The 26,347-nt window shown below is 70.7% G+C and carries 22 protein-coding genes, 2 tRNA genes and 2 pseudogenes; 11 read left to right on the top strand and 15 right to left on the bottom strand.

Going from position 1 to position 26,347, the window contains the following annotated elements:
* Nucleotides 1–14: 14 nt before the first annotated feature.
* Both CES90_RS32045 and CES90_RS32050 read left to right on the top strand, forming a co-directional pair.
* On the top strand, nucleotides 15–2,534 hold the full coding sequence (locus tag CES90_RS32045; RefSeq protein ID WP_189780989.1) for an MFS transporter: 2,520 nt from the start codon (nucleotides 15–17) through the stop codon (nucleotides 2,532–2,534).
* A gap of 74 nt (nucleotides 2,535–2,608) precedes the next feature.
* Nucleotides 2,609–3,079, top strand: coding sequence for a PPOX class F420-dependent oxidoreductase (locus tag CES90_RS32050; RefSeq protein ID WP_189780988.1), 471 nt, complete (start codon nucleotides 2,609–2,611; stop codon nucleotides 3,077–3,079).
* 7 nt (nucleotides 3,080–3,086) lie between these two features.
* Here the strand turns inward: CES90_RS32050 and CES90_RS32055 are convergent.
* The 5 genes and pseudogenes from CES90_RS32055 to CES90_RS32075 all read right to left on the bottom strand — a co-directional run.
* Nucleotides 3,087–3,629: pseudogene (locus tag CES90_RS32055) on the bottom strand (TetR/AcrR family transcriptional regulator C-terminal domain-containing protein); the annotation flags it as partial.
* A 2-nt stretch (nucleotides 3,630–3,631) separates the two neighbouring features.
* A complete protein-coding gene (locus CES90_RS32060) occupies nucleotides 3,632–3,856 on the bottom strand; it encodes a hypothetical protein (RefSeq protein ID WP_232791336.1) in 225 nt (74 codons plus the stop codon).
* Between the two features lie 358 nt (nucleotides 3,857–4,214).
* Nucleotides 4,215–4,955: a response regulator transcription factor gene (locus CES90_RS32065; protein WP_229913593.1), complete on the bottom strand. Its 741-nt coding sequence runs from the start codon at nucleotides 4,953–4,955 to the stop codon at nucleotides 4,215–4,217.
* A 242-nt stretch (nucleotides 4,956–5,197) separates the two neighbouring features.
* Nucleotides 5,198–5,584 (bottom strand): antibiotic biosynthesis monooxygenase family protein, encoded by a 387-nt coding sequence (locus CES90_RS32070; RefSeq protein ID WP_189780986.1) that lies wholly within the window; start codon nucleotides 5,582–5,584, stop codon nucleotides 5,198–5,200.
* 168 nt (nucleotides 5,585–5,752) lie between these two features.
* A complete protein-coding gene (locus tag CES90_RS32075) occupies nucleotides 5,753–6,634 on the bottom strand; it encodes a DUF2797 domain-containing protein (protein ID WP_189780985.1) in 882 nt (293 codons plus the stop codon).
* 117 nt (nucleotides 6,635–6,751) lie between these two features.
* On the opposite strand from CES90_RS32075, the gene CES90_RS32080 reads away from it, so the two are divergent.
* Complete coding sequence (locus CES90_RS32080; protein WP_189780984.1) at nucleotides 6,752–7,159, top strand: hypothetical protein; 408 nt, start codon at nucleotides 6,752–6,754, stop codon at nucleotides 7,157–7,159.
* Nucleotides 7,160–7,179: 20 nt separating this feature from the next.
* On the opposite strand, the gene CES90_RS32085 is transcribed toward CES90_RS32080, so the two are convergent.
* Nucleotides 7,180–7,569, bottom strand: a complete 390-nt coding sequence (locus tag CES90_RS32085) for a VOC family protein (RefSeq protein ID WP_149826947.1) — start codon at nucleotides 7,567–7,569, stop codon at nucleotides 7,180–7,182.
* A 212-nt stretch (nucleotides 7,570–7,781) separates the two neighbouring features.
* Between CES90_RS32085 and CES90_RS32090 the strand changes: the two genes are divergently transcribed.
* Nucleotides 7,782–8,669: a LysR family transcriptional regulator gene (locus tag CES90_RS32090; protein WP_189780983.1), complete on the top strand. Its 888-nt coding sequence runs from the start codon at nucleotides 7,782–7,784 to the stop codon at nucleotides 8,667–8,669.
* A gap of 218 nt (nucleotides 8,670–8,887) precedes the next feature.
* On the opposite strand, the gene CES90_RS32095 is transcribed toward CES90_RS32090, so the two are convergent.
* The 4 genes from CES90_RS32095 to CES90_RS32110 form a co-directional block, all read right to left on the bottom strand.
* Nucleotides 8,888–9,214: a GYD domain-containing protein gene (locus tag CES90_RS32095; RefSeq protein WP_189780982.1), complete on the bottom strand. Its 327-nt coding sequence runs from the start codon at nucleotides 9,212–9,214 to the stop codon at nucleotides 8,888–8,890.
* 568 nt (nucleotides 9,215–9,782) lie between these two features.
* Nucleotides 9,783–11,147: an alpha/beta hydrolase gene (locus CES90_RS32100; RefSeq protein WP_373313266.1), complete on the bottom strand. Its 1,365-nt coding sequence runs from the start codon at nucleotides 11,145–11,147 to the stop codon at nucleotides 9,783–9,785.
* 667 nt (nucleotides 11,148–11,814) lie between these two features.
* Nucleotides 11,815–13,212: a hypothetical protein gene (locus tag CES90_RS32105; protein WP_189780981.1), complete on the bottom strand. Its 1,398-nt coding sequence runs from the start codon at nucleotides 13,210–13,212 to the stop codon at nucleotides 11,815–11,817.
* A complete protein-coding gene (locus CES90_RS32110; protein ID WP_189780980.1) occupies nucleotides 13,209–14,486 on the bottom strand; it encodes a glycosyltransferase in 1,278 nt (425 codons plus the stop codon). The genes CES90_RS32105 and CES90_RS32110 overlap by 4 nt, the downstream gene beginning before the upstream one ends.
* 176 nt (nucleotides 14,487–14,662) lie before the next feature.
* On the opposite strand from CES90_RS32110, the gene CES90_RS32115 reads away from it, so the two are divergent.
* A complete protein-coding gene (locus CES90_RS32115) occupies nucleotides 14,663–15,031 on the top strand; it encodes a tyrosine-type recombinase/integrase (protein ID WP_268257007.1) in 369 nt (122 codons plus the stop codon).
* An 80-nt stretch (nucleotides 15,032–15,111) separates the two neighbouring features.
* Here CES90_RS32115 and CES90_RS32120 read toward each other — a convergent pair.
* Nucleotides 15,112–15,184: transfer RNA gene (locus CES90_RS32120), tRNA-Arg, on the bottom strand.
* A gap of 197 nt (nucleotides 15,185–15,381) precedes the next feature.
* Nucleotides 15,382–15,472, bottom strand: a tRNA-Ser gene (locus CES90_RS32125).
* Nucleotides 15,473–15,694: 222 nt separating this feature from the next.
* Between CES90_RS32125 and CES90_RS32130 the strand changes: the two genes are divergently transcribed.
* The 3 genes and pseudogenes from CES90_RS32130 to CES90_RS32140 all read left to right on the top strand — a co-directional run.
* Nucleotides 15,695–16,240 carry an SSI family serine proteinase inhibitor gene (locus tag CES90_RS32130; RefSeq protein ID WP_189780979.1) on the top strand — a complete coding sequence of 182 codons (546 nt, stop codon included), beginning with the start codon at nucleotides 15,695–15,697 and terminating at the stop codon, nucleotides 16,238–16,240.
* Nucleotides 16,241–16,526: 286 nt separating this feature from the next.
* Nucleotides 16,527–18,761, top strand: a complete 2,235-nt coding sequence (locus CES90_RS32135) for a PAS domain-containing protein (RefSeq protein WP_232791337.1) — start codon at nucleotides 16,527–16,529, stop codon at nucleotides 18,759–18,761.
* Nucleotides 18,647–19,708, top strand: a pseudogene (locus tag CES90_RS32140) (LamG-like jellyroll fold domain-containing protein); the annotation flags it as partial. The gene CES90_RS32135 and the pseudogene CES90_RS32140, both read left to right, overlap by 115 nt.
* A 101-nt stretch (nucleotides 19,709–19,809) precedes the next feature.
* Here the strand turns inward: CES90_RS32140 and CES90_RS32145 are convergent.
* From CES90_RS32145 to CES90_RS32155, 3 genes are all read right to left on the bottom strand, one after another.
* The gene (locus tag CES90_RS32145; protein WP_189787225.1) at nucleotides 19,810–20,883 is read right to left on the bottom strand and encodes a maleylacetate reductase; all 1,074 of its coding nucleotides are present in this window, start codon (nucleotides 20,881–20,883) and stop codon (nucleotides 19,810–19,812) included.
* On the bottom strand, nucleotides 20,880–21,773 hold the full coding sequence (locus CES90_RS32150) for an intradiol ring-cleavage dioxygenase (protein WP_189787226.1): 894 nt from the start codon (nucleotides 21,771–21,773) through the stop codon (nucleotides 20,880–20,882). Before CES90_RS32150 ends, CES90_RS32145 begins: the two co-directional genes overlap by 4 nt.
* 73 nt (nucleotides 21,774–21,846) lie before the next feature.
* Nucleotides 21,847–22,962, bottom strand: coding sequence for an iron-containing alcohol dehydrogenase (locus CES90_RS32155; protein ID WP_189787227.1), 1,116 nt, complete (start codon nucleotides 22,960–22,962; stop codon nucleotides 21,847–21,849).
* Between the two features lie 145 nt (nucleotides 22,963–23,107).
* Here CES90_RS32155 and CES90_RS32160 point away from each other — a divergent pair, with 145 nt between their 5' ends.
* From CES90_RS32160 to CES90_RS32170, 3 genes are all read left to right on the top strand, one after another.
* Entirely contained in the window at nucleotides 23,108–24,004 is an 897-nt protein-coding gene (locus CES90_RS32160) for a LysR family transcriptional regulator (protein ID WP_189787267.1), read from the top strand.
* Nucleotides 24,005–24,180: 176 nt separating this feature from the next.
* Nucleotides 24,181–25,182, top strand: a complete 1,002-nt coding sequence (locus CES90_RS32165) for an alpha/beta hydrolase (protein WP_189787228.1) — start codon at nucleotides 24,181–24,183, stop codon at nucleotides 25,180–25,182.
* Between the two features lie 32 nt (nucleotides 25,183–25,214).
* The gene (locus CES90_RS32170) at nucleotides 25,215–26,321 is read left to right on the top strand and encodes a helix-turn-helix domain-containing protein (protein WP_189787229.1); all 1,107 of its coding nucleotides are present in this window, start codon (nucleotides 25,215–25,217) and stop codon (nucleotides 26,319–26,321) included.
* The last annotated feature ends 26 nt before the right edge of the window (nucleotides 26,322–26,347 follow it).

The following is a 26,347-nucleotide window of genomic DNA, read 5'->3' on the forward strand; positions in this document are numbered from 1 at the left end:
GAGAAGGAAGCCCCATGGCAACGACCACACCAGCCGGTGTGCGGGCTCACGCCAAGCACGGAGGGGGCGGCCACGGCAGACACGGCGACGGCGCTCCGATGAGTCACCGGCAGATCATGGAAGCCCTGACCGGGCTGCTGCTCGGCATGTTCGTGGCGATCCTGTCGTCGACGATCGTGTCGAACGCGCTGCCCGACATCATCAAGGACCTGGGCGGCGGACAGAGCGCCTACACCTGGGTGGTCACCGCGTCGCTGCTGGCGATGACCGCGTCCACCCCGCTGTGGGGCAAGCTCGCCGACCTGTTCTCCAAGAAGCTGCTGATCCAGCTGGCGCTGGTCATCTTCGTGCTCGGCTCCGCCGCGGCCGGGCTGTCCCAGAACGCCGGCACGCTCATCGCGTTCCGCGCCGTCCAGGGCATCGGCATGGGCGGGCTCTCCTCGCTGGCGCAGATCATCCTCGCGGCGATGATCTCCCCGCGTGAACGCGGCCGGTACAACGGCTACCTCGGTGCCACCTTCGCGACCGCGATGGTCGGCGGTCCGCTGATCGGCGGGGTCATCACCGACACCGACTGGCTCGGCTGGCGCTGGTGCTTCTACGTCGGCGTGCCCTTCGCCGTCATCGCGCTGATCGTGCTCCAGCGGACCCTGCACCTGCCGGTCGTCCGCCGCAAGGCCAAGGTCGACTGGGCGGGCGCCTTCCTCATCACGGCCGCGGTCTGCCTGCTGCTGATCTGGGTGACCTTCGCCGGTGACAAGTACGACTGGGTGTCCTGGCAGACGTACGCGATGGTCGGCGGCACGCTCGCGCTGCTCGTGGTCTTCGTGCTCGTCGAGGCCAGGGCGAGCGAGCCGATCATCCCGCTGCGGCTGTTCCGCAACCGGACGATCACGCTGGCCTCGCTGGCCTCGCTCTTCGTGGGCGTCGCGATGTTCGCGGGCACCATCTTCTTCAGCCAGTACTTCCAGCTGGCCCGGGACAAGTCGCCGACCATGTCCGGCGTCCTGACCATCCCGATGATCGCCGGCCTGTTCGTCTCCTCGACGGTCTCCGGGCAGGTCATCACCCGTACCGGCCGCTGGAAGGCCTGGCTGATCGCCGGTGGTGTGCTGGTGAGCGCGGGCCTCGGGCTGCTGGGCACCCTCCGGTACGACACCGCGTACTGGCATGTGGCGATCTTCATGGCGCTGCTCGGGCTCGGCGTCGGCATGATGATGCAGAACCTGGTGCTGTGCACCCAGAACCAGGTGGACCCGACCGACCTGGGCGCCGCAAGCTCGGTGGTCACCTTCTTCCGCTCCCTCGGCGGCGCGATCGGCGTCTCCGCCCTGGGCGCGGTCCTCAGCCACCGGATCACCCACTACGCGGAGGACGGACTCGCCAGGCTCGGCGTGTCCGGCTCGTCCATGGGCCACGGCGAGATCCCCGACCTGGCCTCGCTGCCCGCGCCCATCCGCACGGTCATCGAGAGCTCCTACGGCCACGGCATCGGGGACGTCTTCCTCTACGCCGCGCCGATCGCCCTCCTCGCCCTCGTCTTCTCCCTCTTCATCAAGGAGGTGCCGCTGAAGACGAAGGGGGCGATGGCGCAGACGGCTCAGACGGCTCAGACGGCTCAGACGGCTCAGACGGCTCAGACGGCTCAGACGGCTCAGACGGCTCAGACGGCTCAGACGGCTGAAACGGCTGAGACGGCTGAGACGGCGCAGGAGCAGGCGCCCGCCACGGCCGCAGCCGAGAAGACCGCCACGGCGCCGCCCGTCGGTTCCGGCGGGACCCCGATCCGGGGCCATGTGCGCGGCGCCGAGAACGCGCCCGTCCCCCGGGCCGCCGTCACGCTGATCTCGCGCGAGGGCCGACAGCTCGGCCGTTCGGTCGCGGGGGCCGACGGGGCCTACGGGGTGGACGCGCCCGGCGCCGGGTCGTATGTGCTGCTCGCCGCCGCCGACGGGTTCCAGCCGCAGGCGTCCACGCTCGTCGTGGACGGCGAGCCGGTCTCGTACGACGTCCTGCTGAGCGGGACGAGCGGCCTGAGCGGCGTCGTGCGGACCGCGCAGAGCGCCCTGCCCGTCGAGGACGCCATGGTCGTGGTGACCGATGTGCGCGGGGAGGTGCTGGCCACCGGGAACACCGATGAGCAGGGCGAGTTCGGCTTCGCCGAGCTGGTGCCGGGTGCCGTGACCGTCGCGGTGAACGCGGCCGGGTACCGCCCGCGCGCCCTGCCCGTCGAGGTGGGCGGCACCGGCGTCACCCGGATCGAGGTCGACCTGGAGGCCGGGGCCCGGCTCCAGGGGGTCGTACGAACGCCGGGCGGGGCCCTGCCGGACGCCCGCGTGACCCTCGTCGACGCGGCGGGCAACGTCGTCGGCACCGCCACCACCGGGGAGGACGGGGTGTACGCCTTCACCGACCTGGACGGCGGCGAGTACACGGTCATCGCCACCGGGTACCCGCCGGTGGCCACGGCCCTGACGGTCACCGGTGCGGGCGTCGACGACCACGACATCGAACTCGCCCACCCCGGCGAGTAGTTCGCACTGTTCGGACCCCGGCCGGTGGAGCACCGCCCCACCGGCCGGTCGCAAGCGGCCCTACGCTGTGCGGCATGCCACGGAACATCGCGACCAACACCAAGGTCTCCCTCGAAGAACTGCTCGACTTCGTACGCCCCCGCCACCGCGCGCTCCTCCTCACCCGCCGGGCCGACGGCAGCCCTCAGGCGTCGCCGCTGACCTGCGGTGTCGACGACTCGGGTCGGATCGTCGTCTCCACCTACCCCGAGCGTGCCAAGACGCGCAACGCCAAGCGGGACGAGCGGGTCAGCGTCGTCGTACTGAGCGACGACTGGGACGGCCCCTGGGTCCAGATCGACGGAACGGCGGAGGTCATCGACTCGCCGGACTCCGTCGAGCCACTCGTGGAGTACTTCCGGAACATCGCGGGCGAACACCCGAACTGGGACGAGTACCGGGAGGCGATGGTCAAGCAGGGAAAGTCGATCATCCGGGTCACGCCGGTGAAGTGGGGGCCCGTGGCGACCGGCGGATTCCCCGCACGGCTCGCCGAGGGAGACTGAGTCGGTCTCAGCCCCGGTCGACCATTACCTCGATGCCGGCGATGAGGGTCTCCAGGGCGTAGGTGAAGTCCCGTTCGCGCATCTCCTCGACGGTGTCGCCGCCGCGGGCCTCCATGAGGTCCGCGGACTGCTGGACGAGCTCGCCGAGTTCGGGGGTCTCGCTCACCGCGCTCATCGCATGGCGGAAGTACTCGTCCTGGGTCATGCCGGCACTGGCGCAGCGCTGGATGAAGTGCCCCTCGATGGTGCCGAAGCCGTACACGAACTGGAAGACGGCGGCGATCACACCGGTCTGCCCGTGGGCGGGGAGCCCGGTGCCACGGATCACGCGTTGCACGGCGAGCGAGAAGTCGAGCGAGTGCGGGCCGATGTTGAGGAAGGTACCGGCGAGCGGCGACACCCAGGGGTGCCGGACCAGCACCGCCCGGTACTCCTTGGCGAGCATGCGGAGTCGGTCCCGCCAGTCCTCGCCGGCGCCCTCCCCGGGCAGCACCAGCTCGCCGAACGCACGGTCGAGAGCCAGTTCCAGCAGATCGTCCTTGGTGTCCAAGATCAAAGGTAGAAGGAGTTGGCGTAACCGGAAGCCGTGAGGTTCCAGGTGTACAGGCCGCCGACGAGGAGGAGGGTGAGCAGGAATCCGGGGCGGATCCAGCGGTTGTCCTCGGGGTGCCCGCGCCAGATCCGCCGGCCGAGGGGCTGCTTGGGCTCACCGGAGCCGGTGCCGGGGGCCGGGGTGCCATAGCCGTCGAGGGTCTCCTGAACGACCGGTTCCTGCACGGCGGTTCTGTTGCCCGCGGGCGACTCCCGATCGGGACTCGTGGGGCTCGCACCCCCCTGACAGCTGCTCGTTTCGAACTGCGTGGTCATCATGCGTTCCTCCAATCCTGATCGTGCGGGCGCACCGGCCGCGTCTGCGTCGTCGGCTCCCCCCAGATGCGGTCCGCGACTTCACCGGCGCGGAACTGGGTTGAGGTGGTCGTGGAGTACATCGGCTGGAACCGGTCCTGGTGGCTGTACGGTCCCGGCTGTCCCGGCTGTCCCGGCTGTCCCGGCTGTCCCGGCTGTCCCGGTCGTACCAGCTTCGGCTTCGGCTTCGGCTTCGGCTGCCTCTGCGTACGCGTCCGTCGTCGCCCGCTCATGACGCGGCGGGCTTGATCAGGTAGCCGGCCCCGCGCCGGGTGTGGATCATCGGCTCCCGCCCGGCGTCGATCTTCCGCCGCAGATACGAGATGTAGAGCTCGACCACGTTGGCCTGGCCGCCGAAGTCGTACGACCACACGCGGTCGAGGATCTGCGCCTTGCTGAGCACACGCCGCGGGTTGCGCATCAGGAAGCGCAGCAGTTCGAACTCGGTGGCGGTGAGGTGGATGTTCTCCCCGCCGCGCGAGACCTCGTGGCTGTCCTCGTCGAGCATGAGGTCGCCGACGACGAGCACGGAGTCCGACCGCCGGTCCGCGGCACCGGAGCGGCGGATGAGTCCGCGCAGCCGGGCCACGACCTCTTCGAGGCTGAACGGCTTGGTGACGTAGTCGTCGCCGCCGGCGGTGAGCCCGGTGATCCGGTCCTCGATCGCGTCCTTCGCGGTCAGGAACAGCACCGGCACGTCCGGCAGCTCACGCCGCAGCCGCCCGAGGACGGTCAGCCCGTCCATGTCCGGAAGCATCATGTCCAGGACGACGGCGTCGGGCCGGAAGTCCCGTGCGGTCTGGATGGCACCCGTGCCGTCCCCCGCACTCCGGATCTGCCACCCCTCATAGCGAAGGGCCATGGACAGCAGTTCGGTGATCGACAGCTCGTCGTCCACCACAAGCACTCGAACGGGGCTCCCGTCCGGCCTCAGCAGTTCGGTGCGCCCCTGGGGCGAGGTCGCGGTCATGCTGGATACCTTGAAGGGACGCCGTGAGAACACCCTTTCGGGAACGTGTGATTTTTCTGAGAAACGCACAGACAGCTCTCAGGCGGCCCCTGGGAAGATCCCCGACTTCTCGGACACCGACCCCGCCGACCAGGCCTTTTCCACGGAGTTCCCCGGGGGAACTCACCGCCTCCTCACAGCTTCCCGATCACAGCCACCACGCTGTACGCCCCCGATCTGACCCCACCTTTACGCGGGCACCGTCATGCTTCGCGCTCTCCCCTTACGAAGCTGTCGGGTGCGAAGCCCTCGCGTACGAAACTGTGGCCCCGCTCGACCTTGGCGACGTGCAGGCTGTAGCTCTCGTACCACTCGGCCCGTCCCCGCTTCTGCGCCGCCCGGTGCTCCACATCGCTCCTCCACCGCTCGATGGCGTCGGCGTCCCGGAAGTACCCCACGGTGATGGAAAGCCCCCCAGGCGTCCGCGCATGGTCCATCCCGAGGAACCCCGGCACGTCCTTCACCAACTCCTCCATCCGCTCGGCGGTCTCCCCATACCCGCTCTGATCCGCGGTCTTCACGGAGGTGAACACCACGGCGTAATAGGGAGGTTCATGGGCAGGAACAGGTGCTATCCGCTGATCGCTCATGTCACCACTGTCGAGCCGCACGCCACCCGACGTCCACCACCTTTCCGAACGGGATCCCAAAGGGATCGAAGTCTTTACCCACGACTACTCGCCACCGCCCGCGGCTACTCGCCACTGTGCGCCCGCTGCTACCCGCCACTGCCCGCGGCCACCTTGGTGCGGGCACCTTCAGAACAGCCCGTCCTGCACACCTCCTCTGCTCTTCAACTCCCGTACCGGCACGGTGAGTACGTCCCGCGCGGCCTCGCCGGCCGGAGCGGTCAGCTCCCACCCGGTCATCAGCCGCGTATCGAGAACCACGGCCCCACGCCCGGTTGCCAGATGCAGATCGGGCCCGGCGACGGCAAGCACCTCACCGCCCACGACCCCACCCGCGACCAGCTCACTCACCACCCCCTCGGCAGCCGGCAGCCCATCGAGCCCGAACACCCCGAAGTGATCGACCACTTGGAACGGCACCGGCTCCAACGCCTCCGGCCACCCGTAGACCTCGAGCGCCCGCGCGTGCAGCACCGCGAGCTCGGCCGCCCGTTCCCCGGCCTCCGGCAGGGCGGCCCGCACCACCCTCTTCTCGGCGTACGGAATCCGGTCCGGCACCTTGAGCGCGGCCCGCACCACCTCCTCCGTCCGACGCGCGGCCATGAGCGGCCCCCTCCCCAGCCACCCGAAGCAGACCGCCCCCTGCTCAAGGAGCCGAGTCGACCCCCGCTCGACGGCCGTGATCCCGACCTTCACCATCCCCGGCCCGAACCACGCGAGGTACACGTGGTACGGCCGCGGATCATCGGCGATGGTGTCGGCGGCGACGGAATGCGCCCGGTCGAGCCGCGCACACTCGTCGCACCGAGCCCCCGTACTCCGCCCCGGCACCCCGGCCCGCACCGGACACGCGTTCCCCCGCGCCCCGACACAGGTCCGCCGCCCCTCGCTCACCACCCCAAAAGCAACCACCTTCCCCCGATGCAGCGGACTCCTCCGCCCGCCTTCCCACCCGAGCAGCGGCCCGTCCCCACCCCACCGCAGCCCCGTACATCTCCACGCGTGTGCCATCCCCCACGACATTAGAGGCCACCACTGACAACGCCTCTGACCAGCGGCTGAAGTACGCAAGCCGGGGTGAGTACCTGACCTCTGGCCGGCTGTTCGGCGAGCCGGAACCCTTGGGCCATGCGACGACAACAACCCCTGAACCTCGTTCCCCAACCGCCGACGACCCTCGCGCTGGCCGTGATCGCATCGATGGCGTGGGCCGCCTGGCTGGGCTGGGACCAGCAACGTGACGTACAGCCCGATGGCTCGGTGACCGGCCCGTACGAGGCATGGCAGGTGATCGGCCTGGTCCTGACCCTGCTGGCCCCGTTGTACTGGGCGGCGTCCTCACGACGCCACATCACGGACGCCGTACTCGGCGTCACCACCGGCCTGACCGCCGCCGCCTTCTACGACTGGTCGGACGACGCCAGCGGCCTCTTCATGGTGGGCGTGTTCCTCGTCGCGGCGGGGAGCTTCGCCGCGACCACCGCCGTGACCGCCCTGATCGCCTCCCTGAAGCGGGTGACCGTCACGAACGCGTAGTGCTGGTCCGCACCGGGTCCTCAGGCGTCCTGCGGATACCAGCGCAGTTCCACCGTGTTGCCGTCCGGGTCCCGCACATAGAGGGAGACCGCGGTGCCCCGGGCGCCGAAGCGCTCGTCGGGACCGTCCAGCACCGTGAAGACACCGGAATCGATGACCTGCTGCCAGTCGAGCGGTTCGACCACGAGACAGATGTGGTCGACGTTGGAGCCCTCCGGCCGCTCGGCGGGCGCCTGGACGAGGTCGATGATGGTGGTGGGGCTCACCCGCACGGACGGGAAGGGGGCCTTACCGGCCCGCCACTCCTCCACCCGCACCGGCTCCAGGCCCAACGGGCCGGTGTAGAAAGCGAGCGAGCGCTCGATGTCGGCGGCGTTCAGGACAAGATGGTCGAAGGCGATCACTCGCACAGGGGTCTCCACGAGGTCGGGGCGCCCAGGGCGCCCATGGCAGTACGACGGGGTCGGCGGGGACGGGGCCGGCGGCCCGGGCCTCGCCGGTCCGGGTGGTGGCTGCCAGCCGACTGACGCCCGGCCGCCCGTGATGTCAGCATCGCCGAGCAGCCATCCATCGGTCCAACACATGTTTGTCATCCGATCCATCGTGTTCCACGATGGATCGGATGGATCTCCAGCAGATGCGCTACGTCCTCGCGGTGGCGGAGACCGCGAGCTTCACCCGCGCCGCCGAGCGGTGCCACATCGCCCAGTCCGCGCTCAGCCACCAAGTGGCCCGGCTGGAGAAGGAACTGGGCGCCCGGCTGTTCGACCGGACCAGCCGCCGGGTACGGCTGACCACCGCCGGAGAGGCGTTCCTGCCCGCCGCCCGCCAGGCCCTGGAAGCAGCTGAGCGGGCGCGGGCGGAGGTGGCGGCGGCCACCGGCGAGATACGGGGCAGACTGACCCTCGGCTCCATCCCCACCGTCGCGGCCGTCGACCTCCCGGCGGCGCTCCGGGACTACCGCCTGCGCCACCCCCAGGTACGGATCACTCTGCGGGCGGGCTCCAGCGAACAGCTCGTCGAGCAGGTACGCGACGGCAGACTGGACGCGGCGTTCCTCGGCGTACCGCCCGGCTTCCGACCGCAGGGCGTCCGCGACAAGGAACTCGCCCACGGCCGGCACGTCGCGGTGCTCGCCCCGGACCACCCGCTGGCCACCAAACACGAGGTGGACCTTCACCTCCTCGCCGACGAGGCATTCGTCGACTTCGCCGAAGGCAGCGCCGCCCGCGCCCAGTCCGACGAGGCGTTCGCCGCGGCCGACCTGCGACGCGAGGTCGCCTTCGAGGTCTCCGGCGTCGGGCTCATCATCCGAATGGTCCGCCACGGCCTGGGCATCGCCCTCCTGCCCGCAACGTTCACCACCGAACTGCACGGCCTGCGCTGCGTACCGATCACCAACGGCCCCATCCGGGTCGAGCACCTCATCTGGACCCCCCACACCCCGTCCCTCGCAGCCTCCGCCTTCCTCTCCCTGCTGGGCATCAGCACGCCGCCCTCGACCGCATGACCGCCTTGGGGTGTCCGTCGGGTCGTCAACGCAACGGATACGCCGGGAATCGGCGAGCGTCGGAAGCGGCGCCCGGCAGGGCAGGCCCTGCAGCAGGTCGGCGGCGAACCGCTGACCGTCGCGCCGAAGACGCAGCGCTCGGCCCGTCGCGAGCCCTGAGCCAGAGGCCCTGCCTGGCTCCAGTGGAGGAACCCGGTTGCTGTACGTGATCCGGACCGCTACGCGCCAGGAGGCCGGTACTGGACTTGTCCGGCTTTCCGCAGGGCATCCAGCGTTTCATCGACGGTCAGGAGAACAGTCGTCTCGAACGAACTGAGTGCTCCCCCTCCACTGATCGCCAGTGCGACCGAGGCCATGGACACGTGGTCCGGGGCCTCCCACAGGTTGTAGCCGTCATGCTTGCCGAAGGCATACCAGAAGCCATGGAGCTTTCCGCCGACGGACTCGATGTACGCCTGAGCGGCCTTCGCGCGGTCCTCGGGGTGGCCGATCAACCTCGCCCAGGTCTCCGGCGTATAGCTGAACCTCGATAGATAGAGCGGCATCACGTCTCCCTTCCGTCCCATCAAGGGATGCCCCAACGGGGCGCGCACGCGCCGGAGACGGCCCGCGTATCCCCCGAACGGCCGGATGACGGCACGACAAAGCCCCTCTGGATCCTTGGGGCTTTGACTGTGTGCACTCGGCAGGGTTCGAACCTGCAACCTTCTGATCCGTGGGATTGGGCAACACGTCGGGCTGGGGTGCCGCCTTCCTCTCAGCTGATGGCTGGTGGTCGTGATCAACGGTCTCTGTGTGCCGTCGTTGCCGTCAGGGTTGCCGTCGGTTCTGGACGAAGACCGGCCAGGGCCACCAACTCCCAGTGTGCGCGGGGCTCCTGGGCCACCTCTCGGTTTCACGGCTCGCTCATGGTCGGAGCGCGCGCACAGCCATGGGGGCCACGCCAGTGCCGGTCCTGTCCCGCGTGCTTCCGCCCGTGACGTGGATCCCGGCTGGGGGCCTCCCCAGCGGAAGGCCCCACGTGAAACTCACTTCGTCCCGAAGGTCAGCAGCGGCTCACCGCCCCGGGACACCCTGCGGAGCAGGGACCGGCAGCGAGTTGACGCCGCCGCGCTAGGGTATTGGCGTAGGACCCTTGCAGGTCACGTCCTTCGCCGGCAGCTTGCCGGTGGTCAGGTAGGCCGTGGCCGTCTTGTCGGCGCACGACATGCGACCGTAGATGCCGTGTCCGACGCCTCCGGTGACCGTGACCATCTTCGCCCCCTTCATGGCACGGCGCAGGCCCTGGCCGCTGGCCAGTGGCGTCTGGGAATCCCACTCGTTCTGCAAGGTCAGCGCGCCGACCTTGTTGTCGACCCTGGTGGCGGGCTCGCTGCCTTCCTTCTTCCAGAAGGCGCACGGCTTGATGTTGGACGCGAAGTCGCCGTACACCGGGTACGCGGCCTTGTCCCGGATCGCGTCGCGGCGGTACTGCTCCGGATCACGCGGCCAGTCGCGCGTGTCGGCGCAGACGATGGACCAGAAGGCAGCCTCTTTGTTGTCCGAGGGCACGGCACTGCCGAACGAGGGCGGAGCCTGCGTGGGTGCCTTGAGGTCCTGGCCGGCGGACGGAGCCCTGCCCTTGGCGGCCTTCTTCACCTCGGCGATCCACTCGGCGGCGTCGCTCACGTAGAAGAACATGACGCGGCTCTGGGAGCGGATGTCGGCGCCGGTCAGTGAGGTGTCTTCGAAATGGATCGGCTTGCGGTCGGCCTGGGCGACCAGGTCGTAGAACGTCTTGCAGACCGCCTGGGGAGTGCTCCCCAGCTTGTAATGGGAGTTCCGCTGGGCGGTCCACTCGGTCCACCTGGTGAAGGCGGGCTCAGCGCCCTCCGCAAGGAGCCGGCTCATGCCGCGCCAGACCCGGGCCGGGTCGGCGGCGACGCTGTCCAGCACGAAGCGGTCGGAACGCTTGGGGAACATCTGCGTGTAGACGGCACCGAGGTAGGTGCCGTACGAGATCCCGAAGTAGGAGATCTTCTTCTCACCGAGCACGGCACGGATCACGTCCATGTCACGGGCGGTGTTGCGGGTGGTGATGTGCCGCAACTTGTCGCCCTGCTTGGCGTAGCACTTCTCGGCGACGGTCCGGGCCCACTTGACGTCCTTGGCGAACGTCTCGGCCTTGTAAGGCCGCTCCCGGTTCTGCTCCTTGGACGTCAGGCCGCAGCCGACGGGGGAACTCCGACCGATGCCCCGCGGGTCAAAGCCCACGAGGTCGTACTTCCTCGTCACGGACTTCGGCAGCACGCTCGCCATGTCCCTCGACATGTAGAGGCCCTCAGTGCCCGGGCCACCCGGGTTGATCAGGAGCACACCACGGCGCTCCTTCTTGGTGCTCGTCTTCATCCTCGATATCGCGAGGTCGAGCTTCTTGCCGCCCGGGCGGCTGTAGTCGAGCGGAACCTTGATCCTGGCGCACTGGAAGGCGGCCGGCATCGTCTTGGCGCAACGGTGCCACGCCGGCTTCTGTCGGAGGTACTGGCCGAGGGGATCGCCCGCGGCGGACGCCGTGGTGGGGCCAGCACGGGAACCAGGCCGGCGACGACACTGGCCGCCAGGAGGAAGGCCATTCGACTTCTTCGCACAGGGACAGTCCTCAAGGTCAGTGTGTTGGTACGCATTGACCCTGCCGTGAAAAGGAGTTGGGCGAATCCACCGCACGGCCAAAGTTTCCCCGCCCGTGGGTGGCGGGGCCAGTGTGACAGATGGTCCCTAAGTCGTACAATCGCGACCGTCTCTGCGACGTCTTCCTCAAGTGGCCCCGTTCCGTGAGGGATCGAGCGCCCGCGCCCCCGCCCTCACGGCCGAATACCGACTGTTCCTGGCCGCCACCGGCGGCGACATGAGCGTCTTCGGCAGCCCCGACCGTCTCGCCGGCTTCGGCGGCGTCGACCCCGGCTGTGGGAAGCAAGCTGGTCCGCCATGGTCTCGTGCAGAGGCCCTGCGCCGGCGTCAGCCGCTGCCCGAGCCGATTCGATGATCTTCCAGAAGTCGTCAACGCTCATGGGCGCGCCAGTCAGTTCTGACATCACGGGAGCCGCCGACGCCGCAGTGGACCTTGGGACCGCATCGCCCTGCCGGCCCTGAGGCGCACGGCCGGCCGTCATGGACGCACGACGACGGTCCATCCGGGGTTATAGGTGTCCGGCACCGGAAAACGCTGCCAGTCGCGCGCCCAGTGCGGTGGCTTCCGCTCGCGAAGGACCAACGCGCTGGGGTGCGCCCGGGGATCCGTCTCCGTGACAGTGCAGCCCGCGGTGTGGGCGATGGGAATCGTCGAACGGTTCCCCGCGAGGACACACGGCGGATGCACCCCGTGCTCGCGCAGCACGGAGGCGATCCGCTCCCAGTCTCCGCGGGCCCGCTGCTGGATGCCCGCATGAGTGTGGACGAGACCGGCCTGGATGCCCCAGTGCCCGAGGAGTGCCAGGGCGAGCACCGCGGCCGTCGGCACCGAACGGCGGGTACGGGCCCGGTGGACGACGGCGAGGAGCCCGACAGCGGCAGGGAGCGCCAGCAGGGCGTAAGCCGGCAGCAGGAACCGCGGCGCGGCGTAGGGGACGAGGAAGAGATACGGCGCCGCCGTGGCCACTGCCACCGCCACCGCCAGCCACAGCGGTGCAGTGGACCGGCGCGCCCGGCGCTCCGCCCACAGTCCCAGGCCGACCAGCAGCGGCAGCAGCACCCACCACTCCGTCACGGGCAGCCGTACGCTGTCGCCCGTACAGGGACGGCACAGCAGCGGGCCGTCCAGCGCGGTGAGATGGGCGCGCAGGGAGAAGACGGCCCCCAGGCCGCCCTGGACCTGGTCGGCCTCCGCGAACCGGTTCCGCACCCCGCCGAACCGCACCTCGGCCTCGACGACCCAGGGCAGCGCACCCGCCACGAGTCCGGCCGCCACGGCCGGCAGACGCCCCCTCAGGCGGCCGTGGCCGCGCAGTGTGGGCATCAGTACGGCGGCCAGGAGCAGCGGCACGGCGACGGCCACACCGTCGTTGGGCCGCATCAGTGTCACCACCGCCAGGCCTGCCGCGACACCCGCGTACCGGGGACGCGGCGCGAGGAAGCAGCCCACCGCGGCGGTGGCACCCATCGCGGTGTAGTGGTTCGGCATCGCGGAACCGGCGTAGAACAGAGTGATCCACAGGCTGCCGTACAGTCCGGCCGCCACCCACGCCGCCGCCGGGCGGTGCAGGATCCGCAGCCAGGGCCGGAATCCCAGCCAGAGCGCACCGCCGGCCAGCAGGAGCAGCCACACCCTGAGCAGCACCGTCGAGTCGCTCCAGGAGGCGATCGGAGCAAGCAGCAGGGGGACCCCGCGGGTACGCGGGGCGCTGAACGGGGTCGCGGGACCGTACGATCCGAAGCGGCTGGCGTACACGATCTCGTCCCAGCCGAGCGGCAGGGTGAGCGGTACGAGGACGGCCGACAGCAGACAGAACCCGGCGGCCACGATCCAGAGCATCCGCTGTGCCGAGGCCGCTGTGCGATCCGCGTTCATCCGACCCAGCCCAGCTTGCGCCGCCCGCGGCGCACCGCTCCGCGGGCGAGGATGCCTGCCGTGGCGGCGAGCGCGGTGGCACGGTCGCGCCAGTCGGCCAGGCCGGGCGGTGGAGGAGCGGAGCGCCCGGCCCGCTCCTCCACGAGTGTGCTGAACAGGCGCTCGTAGCAGTCGGCGATGTCATCCGGAGCGAATCGTTTCTCCGCGCTGGCCCGGGCGGCCCTGCCCATCTCCGCACGCCGTTCGTCGTCCCGCATCAGTACCAGCAGCGCGTCGGCCACGCCCCGGGTGCTGTCGCGCGGGACGAGAAAGCCGTCCACACCGTGGCGGATGATCTCGCCGGGCCCGTGGGGGCAGTCGGTGCTCACCACGGGCAGGCCGCAGCGCATGGCCTCCACGATCGTCATTCCGAACGACTCGTGCGCGGAGGTCACCGCGGCGATGGAGCCCTTGACCCACTCGGCCTCGATGGGAGTGGCCGAACCCATCAGGAAGACCCGGTCACCCAGGCCGTGGTGGGCTATCCGGTCGGCTATCCGGGCGCGCTCCGGGCCGTCCCCGTAGATGCGCAGGAACCAGTCGGGGCAGGCCGCACCGGCCAGGGCGAACGCGTCGACCAGCATCTCGTACCGCTTGACGCGGGCCAACCGTCCCGCCGCGACGACGACCTTGGCCGCCGCGTCGGCCGGCGGCACCAGGGGTTCGGGAACGCTGTTGGGGATGGCCAGCACCCGGGTGCGCCGCAGCCGCATGCCGCGCCGGTGGTCGCGCGCGTCAGTCTCGGTCATGGTGACCAGCGCGTCGAGACCGCCGTACCAGCGCTGGAGTTCCGTCCGCAGTCGGTGCGGGTGGTTGTCGTGGGTGAGGTGCTCCTGGCCGATGCGTACGGCATGTCGTGGCCCGAACCGGGCCACCAGCGCGTTGAGTCCGGCCCTGGTGCCCACGACGGCGTCGGCGTCCGTCTCCCGCAGCCAGTCGATGACCCGCTGCTCGGCGAGCCGGTGGTACTGGTGCGAGCGGCTGTCCCCCTTCGGGAAGACCTCTCCGGCCCGCCGGGCGAGAGGGTCCGCCGCGTCCGCGGATCCCTTGCGCCGGTCCACCAGGGCCCGCAGCGGCACCTCCGGCGAGCGCCCCAGTTGTGGTTTCTCGCGGTGCCGGAAGACCGACACGAGTTCCACCTGGTGTCGCCCGGCGAGCGTGCCGGCGAGTGTCATGGTCGTCCGTACGGTTCCGCCCATCGCGTAGGCGTTGTGCAGCAGGAAGGCGATGCGCATCTCCGACGTCCCCCGGTTTCCCTGTGATACGGCTGGTCAGTGTCACTGTGTACGGCTGGTCAGTGTCACTGTGTTCACTTCGCCTTCGGCGAGGCGACCGCACCCGTGCTTTCCGGTGCGATCCTGGCCGCACTCACCTCCGTCCCCATCCAGCCGGACAGAGCCGGGGGGCCTCTATGTCTTTCGTGCAGCCCACACCGGGGCAGCCCGACGGACTGATCTTCACGACGGCGACCGGCCGCGTCACGGACCCTCGCAGCCTTGACCGAATGCTCACGATCTTGTGTCGTGACGCAAGCGTGCGGCGCGTGCGGGTGCACGACCTGCGACGCACCTGCGCCTCGCTACTCCTCGCTCAGGGTGTCGACGCGCGCACGATCATGGAAACCCTCGGACACAGCACGATCACGATGACGCTGGACACCTACGCGCACGTGATGGACACGACGCTGAGGGCCGCTGCGGAGAGCATGGACGACGCCCTTGGGCTCGACGACACCGAGGAAAACTCGGAGGGCGAGACGGCGCCGGACACCGACGGCTGAGGACCGTTTCCGGAGGCGTTGATGTCACCCGCTGATGTCGAAGGCCCCTTGGGATCATCCCAAGGGGCCTTCGACCTGTGTGCACTCGGCAGGATTCGAACCTGCAACCTTCTGATCCGTAGTCAGATGCTCTATCCGTTAAGCTACGAGTGCTTGTTTTGTTTTCCCGCCGACCCGGTCCTTTCGGCCCGCTTGCGGCGACAGGAAGAACATTACATGACTGCCGTCGCCATGTGAAATCCGTTTGCCATACCCCTTGTGACCTGGGAAAACACCCTGTGAGCCCCTAGAGGCAGGGGTGGGAACGGCGAAGCCCCGGTCGGGTGGACCGGGGCTTCGGTGATCAAGCGCGGAGGCGGAGGGATTTGAACCCTCGATGGGCTTTAAGGCCCAAACCGCATTAGCAGTGCGGCGCCATAGACCGGACTAGGCGACGCCTCCAGCACAACCGCCCGCGCGAGCGCGAGTGGTGCGTGCAGATGATGACACAGCCGAGCGGGCTGTCACCAATCGGCTCCCACGGTACTAGGCGGAGAGGCCACAGGGCAAAGCCGTATGGCACGTCGGGGCGGGTCGGAAACGGTGCGAGGGTGCTCGGTCACGCCAGGCCCATGGCCGACCGCCGCCGCGCAACCGTGGGGCGGGCGTGGCGTTAGTCAGGTCATGTCGCAGAGCCCTCCCCCCGCCGCACCGCAGACACCCTCCACTCCTGCCCCCCACCGCCGCCCGGTACCACCCCGCACCCGCCCCGCCCTGGGCCGGCTTCTCCTCGGTGCCGCTGCCTCGCTCGCCGCGGCCGCCGCAGGGGCACTGGCGCCCGGCGCCCCGGCCGCGTACGCCGCCGAGACCTTGCCGCGCACGTCGTCGCCGGACCCCGCCCCTGGGGACCGGCTGATCGTGACGGTGCGCGGGGTGGGCGCCGGGGCGAACGGGACGTTCGAGTTGCGGTGCCATCCCGAGGGCGGCAGTCATCCGGCCGTACGGGACGCGTGCGGGCGGCTCGACCGGCGGACGATCTGGGGCAAGGACCCCTTCGCTCCGGTCGGGCCGGGCACGGTCTGCACGATGCTGTACGGCGGTCCCGCCACCGCGCATGTCACCGGCACCTGGGCCGGGCGCCCCGTCGACGCCCGCTTCGACCGCGGGAACGGCTGCGAGATCGCCCGCTGGGACGCGCTCGTGCCCGTACTCCCGGAGCTCCGCGCATAAGCTCGGCGGCGGCTGCCCATAAGTGTGATCGAGCGCGATCCGGACCCGCCGGTCCCCGTACATATGTGCCGTCGTACAGGCCGCCGGGCAAAACACACGGTCACGGCATCGCCGTCCGTACGGTCGTGCCGTCTCCGTATGTTCGGTGTGCGACCTCCCTCTCATCCGGCGTCGCGAGCGCAACCTCTGCCCGTAGACTCCCTCGCGTGACACGCTGCGGGCCGGTTGGCAAGATGGCCATGGCCCCCGTGGTCGGCAAGTTGCGGTAACAGGGAGGAAGCGTCTCGTGAGCAGCAGGCCATCCCGAGGCGCTGCTCGCCTCGCAGCCATACTGGACGCGCTGCCCGACGCGTTGGTGCTGGTCAACGCCAATGGCACCGTCGTCAACGCCAACACGATCGCGCTCGAGGCCTTCGAGACGCCGGGAACCGCCCTCGTCGGGCGGGGGCTGCTCGATCTGCTGCCCGAGTTCGACTCCCGGCTCATCCCGGGATCCATGCGGCGGCCCGACAGCGTCGACCCGACCGGTCGGACCAAGCCGACCCGTATGATCGCCCGCCGGACCGACGGCAGTGAGTTCCCGGTCGAGGTCACAAGCGCGAATCTGGAGAACGGGCAGCAGGCGTACGACGGTTACGGCTACGCCAATGACGAGCTGCTCATGCTGGTCGTCCGCGATCTGTCGGGCACCGTCGACACCGAGGCCGAGCTCGCGCGTTCGCAACGGCAGACCGAGATGATTCTGCGGGCCGCCGCCGAGGGTGTGGTGGGGACCGATACCGATGGGCGGATCGTTCTCGTCAATCCGGCTGCCGCTCAGATACTGGGTTATCGGGCCAGCGACCTCGGCGGGCGGGAGCTGCACACTCTCGTACTGCACTCGCGTGACGACGGCTCCCCCTTCCCGTACGCCGAGTCGCCGCTCGCCGACACGCTGCGGTCCGGGCGCAAGCACCGGGTGCGCGGGCAGGTGTTGTGGTCGAAGAGCGGGGACAAGGTGTCGGTCGACCTGACGACCGCGCCGGTGCGCGACGGGGACCAGCTCGTGGGCGCCGTGATGACGTTCACCGACCGGCGGCCGTACGACCAGCTCGCCGAGGAGAAGGAAGCCGAGGCCGAGCGGCACGCGGAGGAGCTGGAGCGGCTCACCACGGAGCACGCGGAGCAGATCGAGAAGGTCCGCGAGGAGCACACCGCCGCGCTGGCCGAGCTGCGCGAGACGCACGCCGAGGAACTCGCCGCCGGTGACGAGCGGTATGCCGCGCTCGGGGAGCGGGAGAAGGACCGTTACGAGGCGCTGGCCGCGCGGCACGAGCAGCTGCTCGCCGTGCTCGGCACCTCCCTGCGCGGCCCGCTCGACCAGCTCCGCGCTGAACTGGGCACCCTCGCGGCCGACGACGCCGGGCAGCTGTGGCCCGAGGCCAACCAGGTGCTCCACCACCTCACCGCCGGGTACTCGCGGATCACGACGCTCATCGACAACGTGCTCGGCTACCAGCGGATCGATGCCGGTGAGGACGACCTCGTCCGTACGGCCGTGATGCTCGACGCGGTCGTCGCGGCCGGTGTCGACGGGGCCGTGGAGCTGATCGGGCCGGGACGGGTGCAGTTCGCCGTGCACGCGCCGCCCATCGAGGCCGAGGTGGACCAGGCACGGCTCGCCACCGCGCTCGCGCATCTCGTCGCGGATGTGGCGGGCGTCGACGCCACGGGCAACTCGCCCATGTCGGCCGGTGGCTACATGGACAACACCGTGGTCGTGGCGGCCGCGCAGCGCGGTGAGGTCGTACGCATCGAGGTGCGCGGGCCGTACACCGGGGGAGACCCGGTGCACCAGCCGATCGTCCAGGGGATCGTGCGGGCGCACGGCGGTGTGCTCCAGACGGTCGAGGTGCCGGGGATGAGCGGCAGCGCGTATGTGCTGGAGGTGCCGCTGGGGGGCGGGGCGGGTGCCGTCGCGCTCGCGGCCGCGCCCGCCACCGTCGACGCCGAGGTGGACTCCGACGGCGACGCCGATGGTGTGGCCGCCGGTGCCGAGGTCGCGCTGCCCGAGCAGGCCGCCGGTGGCGGACGGCGACGGGCGCGGCGGTCGTCGGTGGACGCGTTCCTGGAGAGCGAGGACGCCCCCGAGGCGGAGGCCGCGTCCGCCGCCGCCCCCACCGGGCGGCGCAGGCGGCGGGCCGAGGAACCGGTCGGCGAGGCGCCCTTGCCCGCGCAGGGCGCCGGTGGTGACGACGCCGAGGGGTCCGCGGGTACCGGGCGGCGGCGCGGCCGGGCGGCCTCGGGCGACGCGGCCGCCGGGCCGGTGGCCGCCGAGGGTGCCGTGGTGACGGCCGCCGAACACGCGGCGGGGGCCGCTGCCGCCGCCACCGGGCTGGGCGGGACGGTGCCACCGCAGGGCGTGCCCTGGACGGCAAGCCGGACAGCGAGCAGGAACTGCATCTGCCGCTGGGCTACAAGTGGGTGGTGTGGGACCACACCGACACCAAGGTCAAGCTCACCAAGGGCAGGCACACTCTGACGCTCGCCGCGCAGAGCCTCGACGGCAAGCGCGCCACCAAGGGTGACGCCATCGTCGACCGCCTCACCCTCTCCCTGCCGGAGTCTTCGGCGAAGACCCAGGTGTACGAGGGCGAGCTGGCCTGGCTCGGCGGCGGGGCACGGCCCGCTTACGACCTGCCGAGGCAGCCGGCCACCGGCTCGGGCGCGGCCCGGCTGGCGAAGGGCCAGACCGCCACGTTCTGGGTCTACTCACCCGCCGACCGCGAGGCCACCCTCAAGGTCGACACCCTCGGCGGTTCGGGCGCCCGGCTCTCGGTCAACGGGCACGACGTTCTGCGTCTGGGCAACGGCAGGAGCAGCGTGGCCGTCTCCCTCTCGGGCGGTGTCAACAAGGTGACGGTAACCGGAGTTTCGGCCACGACTCTCGTCGACCGTCTCAGGGTCACGCCGACCGGGGGCACGCTCCCGGCGCGTACGTACGAGGCGAACGATGCCCAGCTCGCCGGCTCGGCCACGCTGACCCCGCTCTCCCTGGCCACCGACGGCACGGCGATCACGGGCATCGGCGGCGACCCGGGCAACGGCAACACCGCGACGTTCACCGTCACGGCCGACCGGGCCGGCCTGTACGCGCTGCGCGTCCGCTACTCCAACCCCGAGCAGTCCGAGGCCACCCACTACAACCCGGACCCCCTCGCCCGCCACGCCGACATCACCGTCAACGGCGGCGACATGCGGCGCGTCGGCTTCCCGCACAGCTTCCACGCGAACAACTTCTGGGAGCTGACCGTCCCGGTCCGCCTCCAGAAGGGACAGAACACGATCACCTTCCGCTCCGAGGAACTGCCCAACTTCGACGGCACCACCTACGCCTCGGACACCTTCCCCGGGGTGCTGCTCCGCTCCCGCTACGCGCCGCTGATCGACCGGATCACCGTCGCCCCGTACGCGCGGGAGGTGCGCTGAGGTAGATGGGTGAGGGCAGGTGGACTTCATGGCCCACCTGCCCTCACCCCTGTCCGGCGCCGGGAGTGGGTGCAGGCGGGGCCGGGGGGAGCGCGTGCGGGTCACGCGGTCGGCGGTTCGCCTGCCCAGGCGCGGCTCAGGAGGCGGGTGAGGCGGTCCGCGGTGACCTGCCGCGGGTTGGCGTAGGGGTGGGCCAGCGTCTGTTCGACGATCCGGCTGATGTCGTTCTGCTCCATGCCGAGTTCACGCAGCGATCCGGGGGCGCCCAGACGCCGGGCGAGCTCCCACAGCGCCGTGGCCGGATCGGCGGCTCCGTCCAAGGCCCGCCGGAGTGCGGCGGCGGCATCGGGCGCGGCGGGCTGGTTGTAGGCGAGGGCGTGCGGCAGGACGACGGTGTGTGTCTCGGCGTGCGGCAGGTCGAGCGTGCCGCCGAGGGCGTGACACAGCTTGTGGTGCAGGGACATCCTCGTGGCGCCGAGACAGGCCCCGCACAGCCACGCTCCGTACTGGGCGTCGGCCCGGGCCGGGAGGTCCTTGCCGTCCGCGGCCACCGCGGGGAGGGCGGCAGCGAGCGAGCGCACCCCTTCCTCGGCCATCAGGCTGATGATCGGCGAGGCGTCCGGGGCGTAGAGGGCCTCGACGGCGTGCGCGATCGCGTTCATGCCACTGGTCACGGAGACAGCCGCCGGAAGGCTCAGCGTGAGCTCGGGGTCGTAGAGCACGCTGACGGGCAGGACCCGGGGATCCTTGCCTGTGCGCTTGCGACCGTGCTCGGTCAGCCCCCACACAGAGGTCATTTCCGAACCGGCGTAAGTCGTGGGTACGGCGATGATCTTCAGATCGTGTTCCAGGGCGATGGCCTTGCCGAGCCCGATCGCCGAGCCGCCGCCGACCGCGACGCAGCCGTCGGCCCCCAGTTCCGCCACCCGGTCACGGGCCGCGGCGGCGGACTCGACCGGAACGTGCATACGGGCGTGCGGGTGGACGCCCACGGCACGGTCGCCGATCAGCTGAGCCACGGCCTCGCCGAGTGCCTGCTGGGGCGGGGAACACAGGACGAGGACGCGCTTGAGCCCGGCCCTGTCGATCTCGTCAGCGAGCTGGTCGAGCACGCCGGTTCCCATCACCACGCGCATGGGCAGCGCCTGGTAGGTGAAGGTTCGTGCCTGGCTCATCGCTTGGTCTCCTGGCCGGCCGCGCTGAGGAGGGTGATGTCGAAGTGGACGGCCCGGTAGGGGTTGTCGAAACCGAGTTCGGCCGCGCGGACGGGGTCGTCGACCTGGCCGAAGTCGCGTGCCAGGCTTTCCTTGACGCCGAAGACCACGTCGGAGCCGATGTAGGGGCAGTCCTTCACGAACAGGTGGGTGATCAGCGGCCGGTGGCCCTCGGCGCTCACCAGGAAGTGCATGTGCGCCGGCCGGTTCGGGTGGCGGTGCGTGGCCTCGAGCAGGCGTCCGACGGGCCCGTCGACCGGGATCGGGTAGAAGCGGGGCACGATGGAGCGGAACCAGAATTCGCCGTTGTCGTCCGTGGTGAACAGGCCACGGAGGTTGCGCTCGGGCTGGATATCGGGCTGCTGTACGTCGTAGAAGCCCTCGGCGTTCGCCTGCCAGACGTCGACGGTGGCGTTCGCGACGGGGGCGCCCTTCTCGTCGGTGACGCGCCCGGTGACCAGGCACTGCTCGCCCTTGCCGTCCAGGGCGATGAGGTCGCCCGGCTCTCTGGGCGGTGACTCGACCATGTGGAAGGGGCCGAGGACGGTGGACTCGGTGGCCAGTTCCAGTGAGCGATTGTTGATCGTCTCGACCAGCATGGAGACACCCAGCACGTCCGACAGCAGGATGAACTCCTGCCGGACATCGGTGCACGCCTGACCGGTCTCGGTGAGGAAGGCGATGGCCGCTTCCCACTCCTCGTTGGTGAGCTCCACTTCCTTGACGAAGGCGTGCAGATGCCGGACGAGGGAACCCAGGACCTGCCGCAGTCGCGGGTCCGTGTCCGAGCCGAAACTCTCGACGACGATCTCCGCGGACCTGTCCTCGGTGAACAGCGAAGGCTCACTCATGGGACCCTCACCAACCTTTCATGCGTAGCGTGTGCGTCTGGCGCCCGGTGGGGCTTCTGCTGCCGAAGCCGTGTCACGGGCGGAGGGTGGTTCGCCCGTGGTAGGCGTTCTCCACGACGGCGGCGAGCACGTCCGGCTCCAGCTCTGCGCCCTGGGCGGCCGTCTCGTCCCGCCGCAGTGCCTCCAGGGCGGCGTCCAGCCCGTCGGGCCCCATCCCCAGTTCCCGCAGGCTCTGCGCGGCCCCGACCTCATGCGCGAGGTCGGTGACGCCCTGCACGGCGTCGTTGCAGCCGAGGGCCTCGGCGACACGGGCGAGGGCCAGCGGCCGCTTCGGACCGGTCGCCGCGAGGAGGTGCGGCAGGACGACCGGGCGTACATCGGCGGGGCGCATACCGCAGGCCCGCTCCACGGCTTCGCAGAGGGTGCGATGCGGTCCCGGTGGGGTTACGGCGAGCGAGCTGGCGGTGAGGTACGCGCCGTACTGGGTCAGGGACCGGCCGACCAGTCCGTGGGGATGCAGGATCGCGTCCGGCATGCCGTCGGCGATCCGGCGGATCCCCTCCTCGGCCATCATCGCCGCGACCGGACTCGCGTCCGGCGTGCACAGGACGTCCACGCCGTGCGCGAGGGCGCGCATCGCGGATCGGGCAGTGACGTGGTCCGGAAGCCCGACGGTGAGGGTCGGGTCGTAGATCACCACCCGCGAGGCCGCCGCTGACGGGTATGCGGCTGGTCCGGTCCCGTCCGGGGGTGGGGTCGGCGTGTCCGACGTATCCGGCGGGGAAACGAACTCCGCACCGGCGTACGACGTCGGCAGGGCGACCAGGGGGACCTCCGCGCGCAGCGCGGCCTGTCCGGCGGCGTGGATCACCGCACCGCTCCCGACGGCGACCAGGCAGTCGGCCTGCTCGCGCGCCGCGACCTCGTACGCCCGGGAGATCTGCCCCGCCGCCGATCGGCTCCGTGTGAACGCCAACGGCTGTACGCGGTCACCCGGCATCGCCGCCGTGAGTGCGCCGGCCACAGCCTTCTGGGAGGCGGAGGCCAGCACGAGGACCGCCTTGGCGCCGAGACGTTCGATTTCCGGCTGCAAGGACGTGCGGTGAGCGTCGACCGCGAACACGACCCTGACCGCGTACACGTCGTGGGTGAAGCCCGCGACGACCTCCGACATCGATCTCGCCGTCACAGGATCCCCTCCCTTCCGTACCGCTCCCCGTGAACGGACCGCCTCCGCGCTTCTGCGAACGTTGCGTCACATGCTTGTATCGCAGTATTGATCCTGTCCAATACTCGTTTTGCTCTTGATCTATAGGACTGGCGAATACATCACTGTGGAACTCCGACAGCTCCAGTACTTTCTGGCCGTGGCCGAAGAGCTGAACTTCAGCAGGGCGGCGGACCGGCTCAACATGACCCAGCCGCCGCTGAGCGCTCAGATCCGCCAGCTCGAGGAAGAACTGGACGTGGTCCTCTTCGAGCGGACCACGCGCAAGGTGAGGCTCACGGCGGCAGGCCGTCACTTTCAGAAGAGCACGCGGGAACTCCTCACCCAGCTCGACTCGAACATCGCGGACGCGAGGAGAGCGGCGAAAGGCGAGTGGGGCAGGCTGGCTCTGGGCTTCGTACCCTCCGCGACCATAGAAACCCTCCCGCCCATCCTTCGCGATTTCCGGGCGAGATTCAGCAACGTGCGCCTTGATCTGCACGAGCTCACCCCGGAGCAGCAGGTCTCCGGGCTGCGTGACGGATCGCTGGACTGCGCCTGCTTCTACCTTCCGTGCGCCGCGACGCATCCCTTCGGCGACCGGAACCTCCAGTCCGCGGCCATCTCCCGAGAACCTCTGGTAGCGGCGCTTCCGCCTGGTCACCGCCTTGCGGCGCAGCGGAAGATCGATGTCGGCGAACTCGCCGAGGAACCGTTCGTGACGGTCAGCGGCCACACCGGCCAGGGCCTGCGCGAAATCATTCTGGAGCAGTGCCGTCGGGGCGGATTCATGCCACGCGTCGTTCAGGAGGCGGCCCTGATCCAGACCATCGCGGGGCTCGTGGCCAGCGGGGTCGGCGTCGCACTCATCCCCGCGTCGGTGCGCCGCATCCAGAAGATCGGTGTCACCTATCGTGCGCTCCAGAACGAGCCCCTCAATGTCGAAATGGGGCTCGTCTGGATGCGAGAGAACAACAGTCCCGTGCTGGCCGGCTTCATCGGCGGAGCAACACAGGTCGGATGATGTGTCCTCTGTCGACTGCATCGAGGACGTAATCGACTGTTCTGGTCCGGACCGGTTGCCCCTACGCTCTGACCCGCCAGGTGGCGGGAGACTCCCGCAGTACGGCGGGATCCCGGCACGGTCCGGGGACGGCGACAGTCGTGGGCACCCGCCGTAACCTGCGCAAGGAGGCCAGGATGACCACGACTCCCCCGCCGCTCACGCCCCCGCCCTTCGACCCGGAGCTGGCCGCCGCGCTCGCCGTGATGGGCGAGATGGCGCCGACCACGCTGACGCCGGAGACGCTCGCCCTCGCCAGGGCGGCCGAGGAAGCGGGAATGGACGGTCCGTTTCCGCTGCTGACCAACGAGGAGATGCGCCGCGACGGCGTCTTCGACGTCGAGGAGCGGACGGTGCCCGGACCCGAGGGCGCCCCGGAGATCTCACTGCTCATCTGCAGGCCCACCAGGGTGCAGGAGCCGCGGCCCGTCATCTACCACACGCATGGCGGTGGCATGGTCCTGGGCAACAACCGGCTCGGCATGGAGTTCACCCTGGACTGTGCGGAGGAGTTCGGCCTGGTCGTGGTGTCCGTCGAATACCGGCGCGCCCCGGAGCACCCGCACCCGGCCCCCGTCGAGGACTGCTACGCGGGCCTGCTGTGGACGGCCCAGAACGCCAAGGAGATCGGCGCCGACCCCGACCGCGTCATCCTGGCGGGCGACAGCGCGGGCGGCGGCCTCGCCGCGGCGCTGGCGCTCATGGCCCGGGACCGCCGGGGTCCGCGTCCGATCGGCCAGCTCCTGAGCTGCCCGATGCTCGACGACCGCAACGACACCCCGTCCGCCCACCAGATGGCCGGTCTCGGCATCTGGGACCGCCAGGCGAACGAGACCGGCTGGAGCGCGCTGCTCGGTGAGGCGCGCGGCACCGCGGACGTCTCCCCCTACGCGGCTCCGGCCCGGGCCGAGGACCTGTCCGGGCTGCCGCCGGCCTACATCGACTGCGGCTCGGCGGAGACCTTCCGGGACGAGGACGTCGCCTACGCGTCCCGGATCTGGCAGGCGGGCGGCGAGGCGGAGCTGCACGTGTGGCCCGGCGGGTTCCACGCGTTCGACGGTCTCGCCCCGCAGGCCGCGCTCTCGCAGGACGCCCGTGCGGCCCGGCTGCGCTGGCTGCACCGGCTGCTCGGGGAGTGACCTGCGGCTCGGTGCCGTAGCAGGATGTGCCCATGGAAGAGCTGGCCGGGCGACTGACCGCCCTCGATCCGGACGCCGGCGCCGCCGTCCGGGTCATCGCCTACTTCGACCGGCTGGTCGAGGGCCGTGCCGGGCTGGAGGCGCTGGTGCGCGGCGCGGCGGTACTCTCCGGCAGTACGGCCCGGCTCGTCGACCACGACCGGGGCGTACGAGTCCGGGTCGAGGCCGACGGGCGTCGGCGCGACGTGTCCGGGCCGGCCCGCCCGGAGTGGCCCTCGGCGCCGCTGACGCCCGGCGGCTCGCCGGCGCTGTGGCTGGAGCGCCCGGGTCCGTGCAGCGTGGTCGACGCCATGGTCCTGGAACGGGCCACGAGCGCGGCGCGGCTGGTGCTGGACCGCACCCGGGGCCGGGCGCCGGCCCGCGCCCCGGCCGAGGACCCGGCGCTGCTGGAGACGCTCCTCGACTCGGGCGCCCCGCAGGCGGCGCGGCTGCACGCGGCCCGCGCCCTGGGGCTCGACCCGTCCGGTCAGGCCCGGGCGCTCGCCCTGCCGGACGGCCATGCGCGCGTCCAGCCGCTCCCGGTGCCGGAGTCTGCGGGCCATGCCCGCGGGGGCCGGTCGGACGGGGTGGCGGACGCCCGTCCGGACGAGGTCGCTCTCGCCGCCTCGCTCCTCGGGCCCGGTCTCCCGCGGGGCGGCCGCGTCGGGGTGGGCCCGGCCGTCCCCGTCCTCGACCTCCCAGGTTCCTGGGCCGCCGCCCGCACCGCGCTGCGGTTCACCGCCGACGGCACGGAACCGGGTCCGCGAACCGTGTACGCCGACGAGCTCGGCACGCTCGCGCTCCTGGCCGACGTGGTCGGGCCGGGCACGGAACCGCCGGCCGACGTACGGGCGCTGGCGAGCGCCATCGCGGCGACACCCTGGCTGCCGGCCACGTTGTACGCGGTCGTCACCGCCCCCAGCCTGCGGACCGCCGCCGCCGAGTTGAATCTGCACCACTCCACGCTGCAGGACCGGCTCACCCACGCGGAGTCCCTGCTGGGCTGGTCCGTACGCGACCCACACGGCCGCCTCCGGCTCCAACTCGCGCTCGCCGTACGGCGGCTGATGGTCGGCCACACGGTCCTGCCGCCCGGGTGAGGCGTCTTCCCGCTGATGGACGTACG

This window comes from Streptomyces capitiformicae (assembly GCF_002214185.1).
Classification (GTDB): domain Bacteria; phylum Actinomycetota; class Actinomycetes; order Streptomycetales; family Streptomycetaceae; genus Streptomyces; species Streptomyces capitiformicae.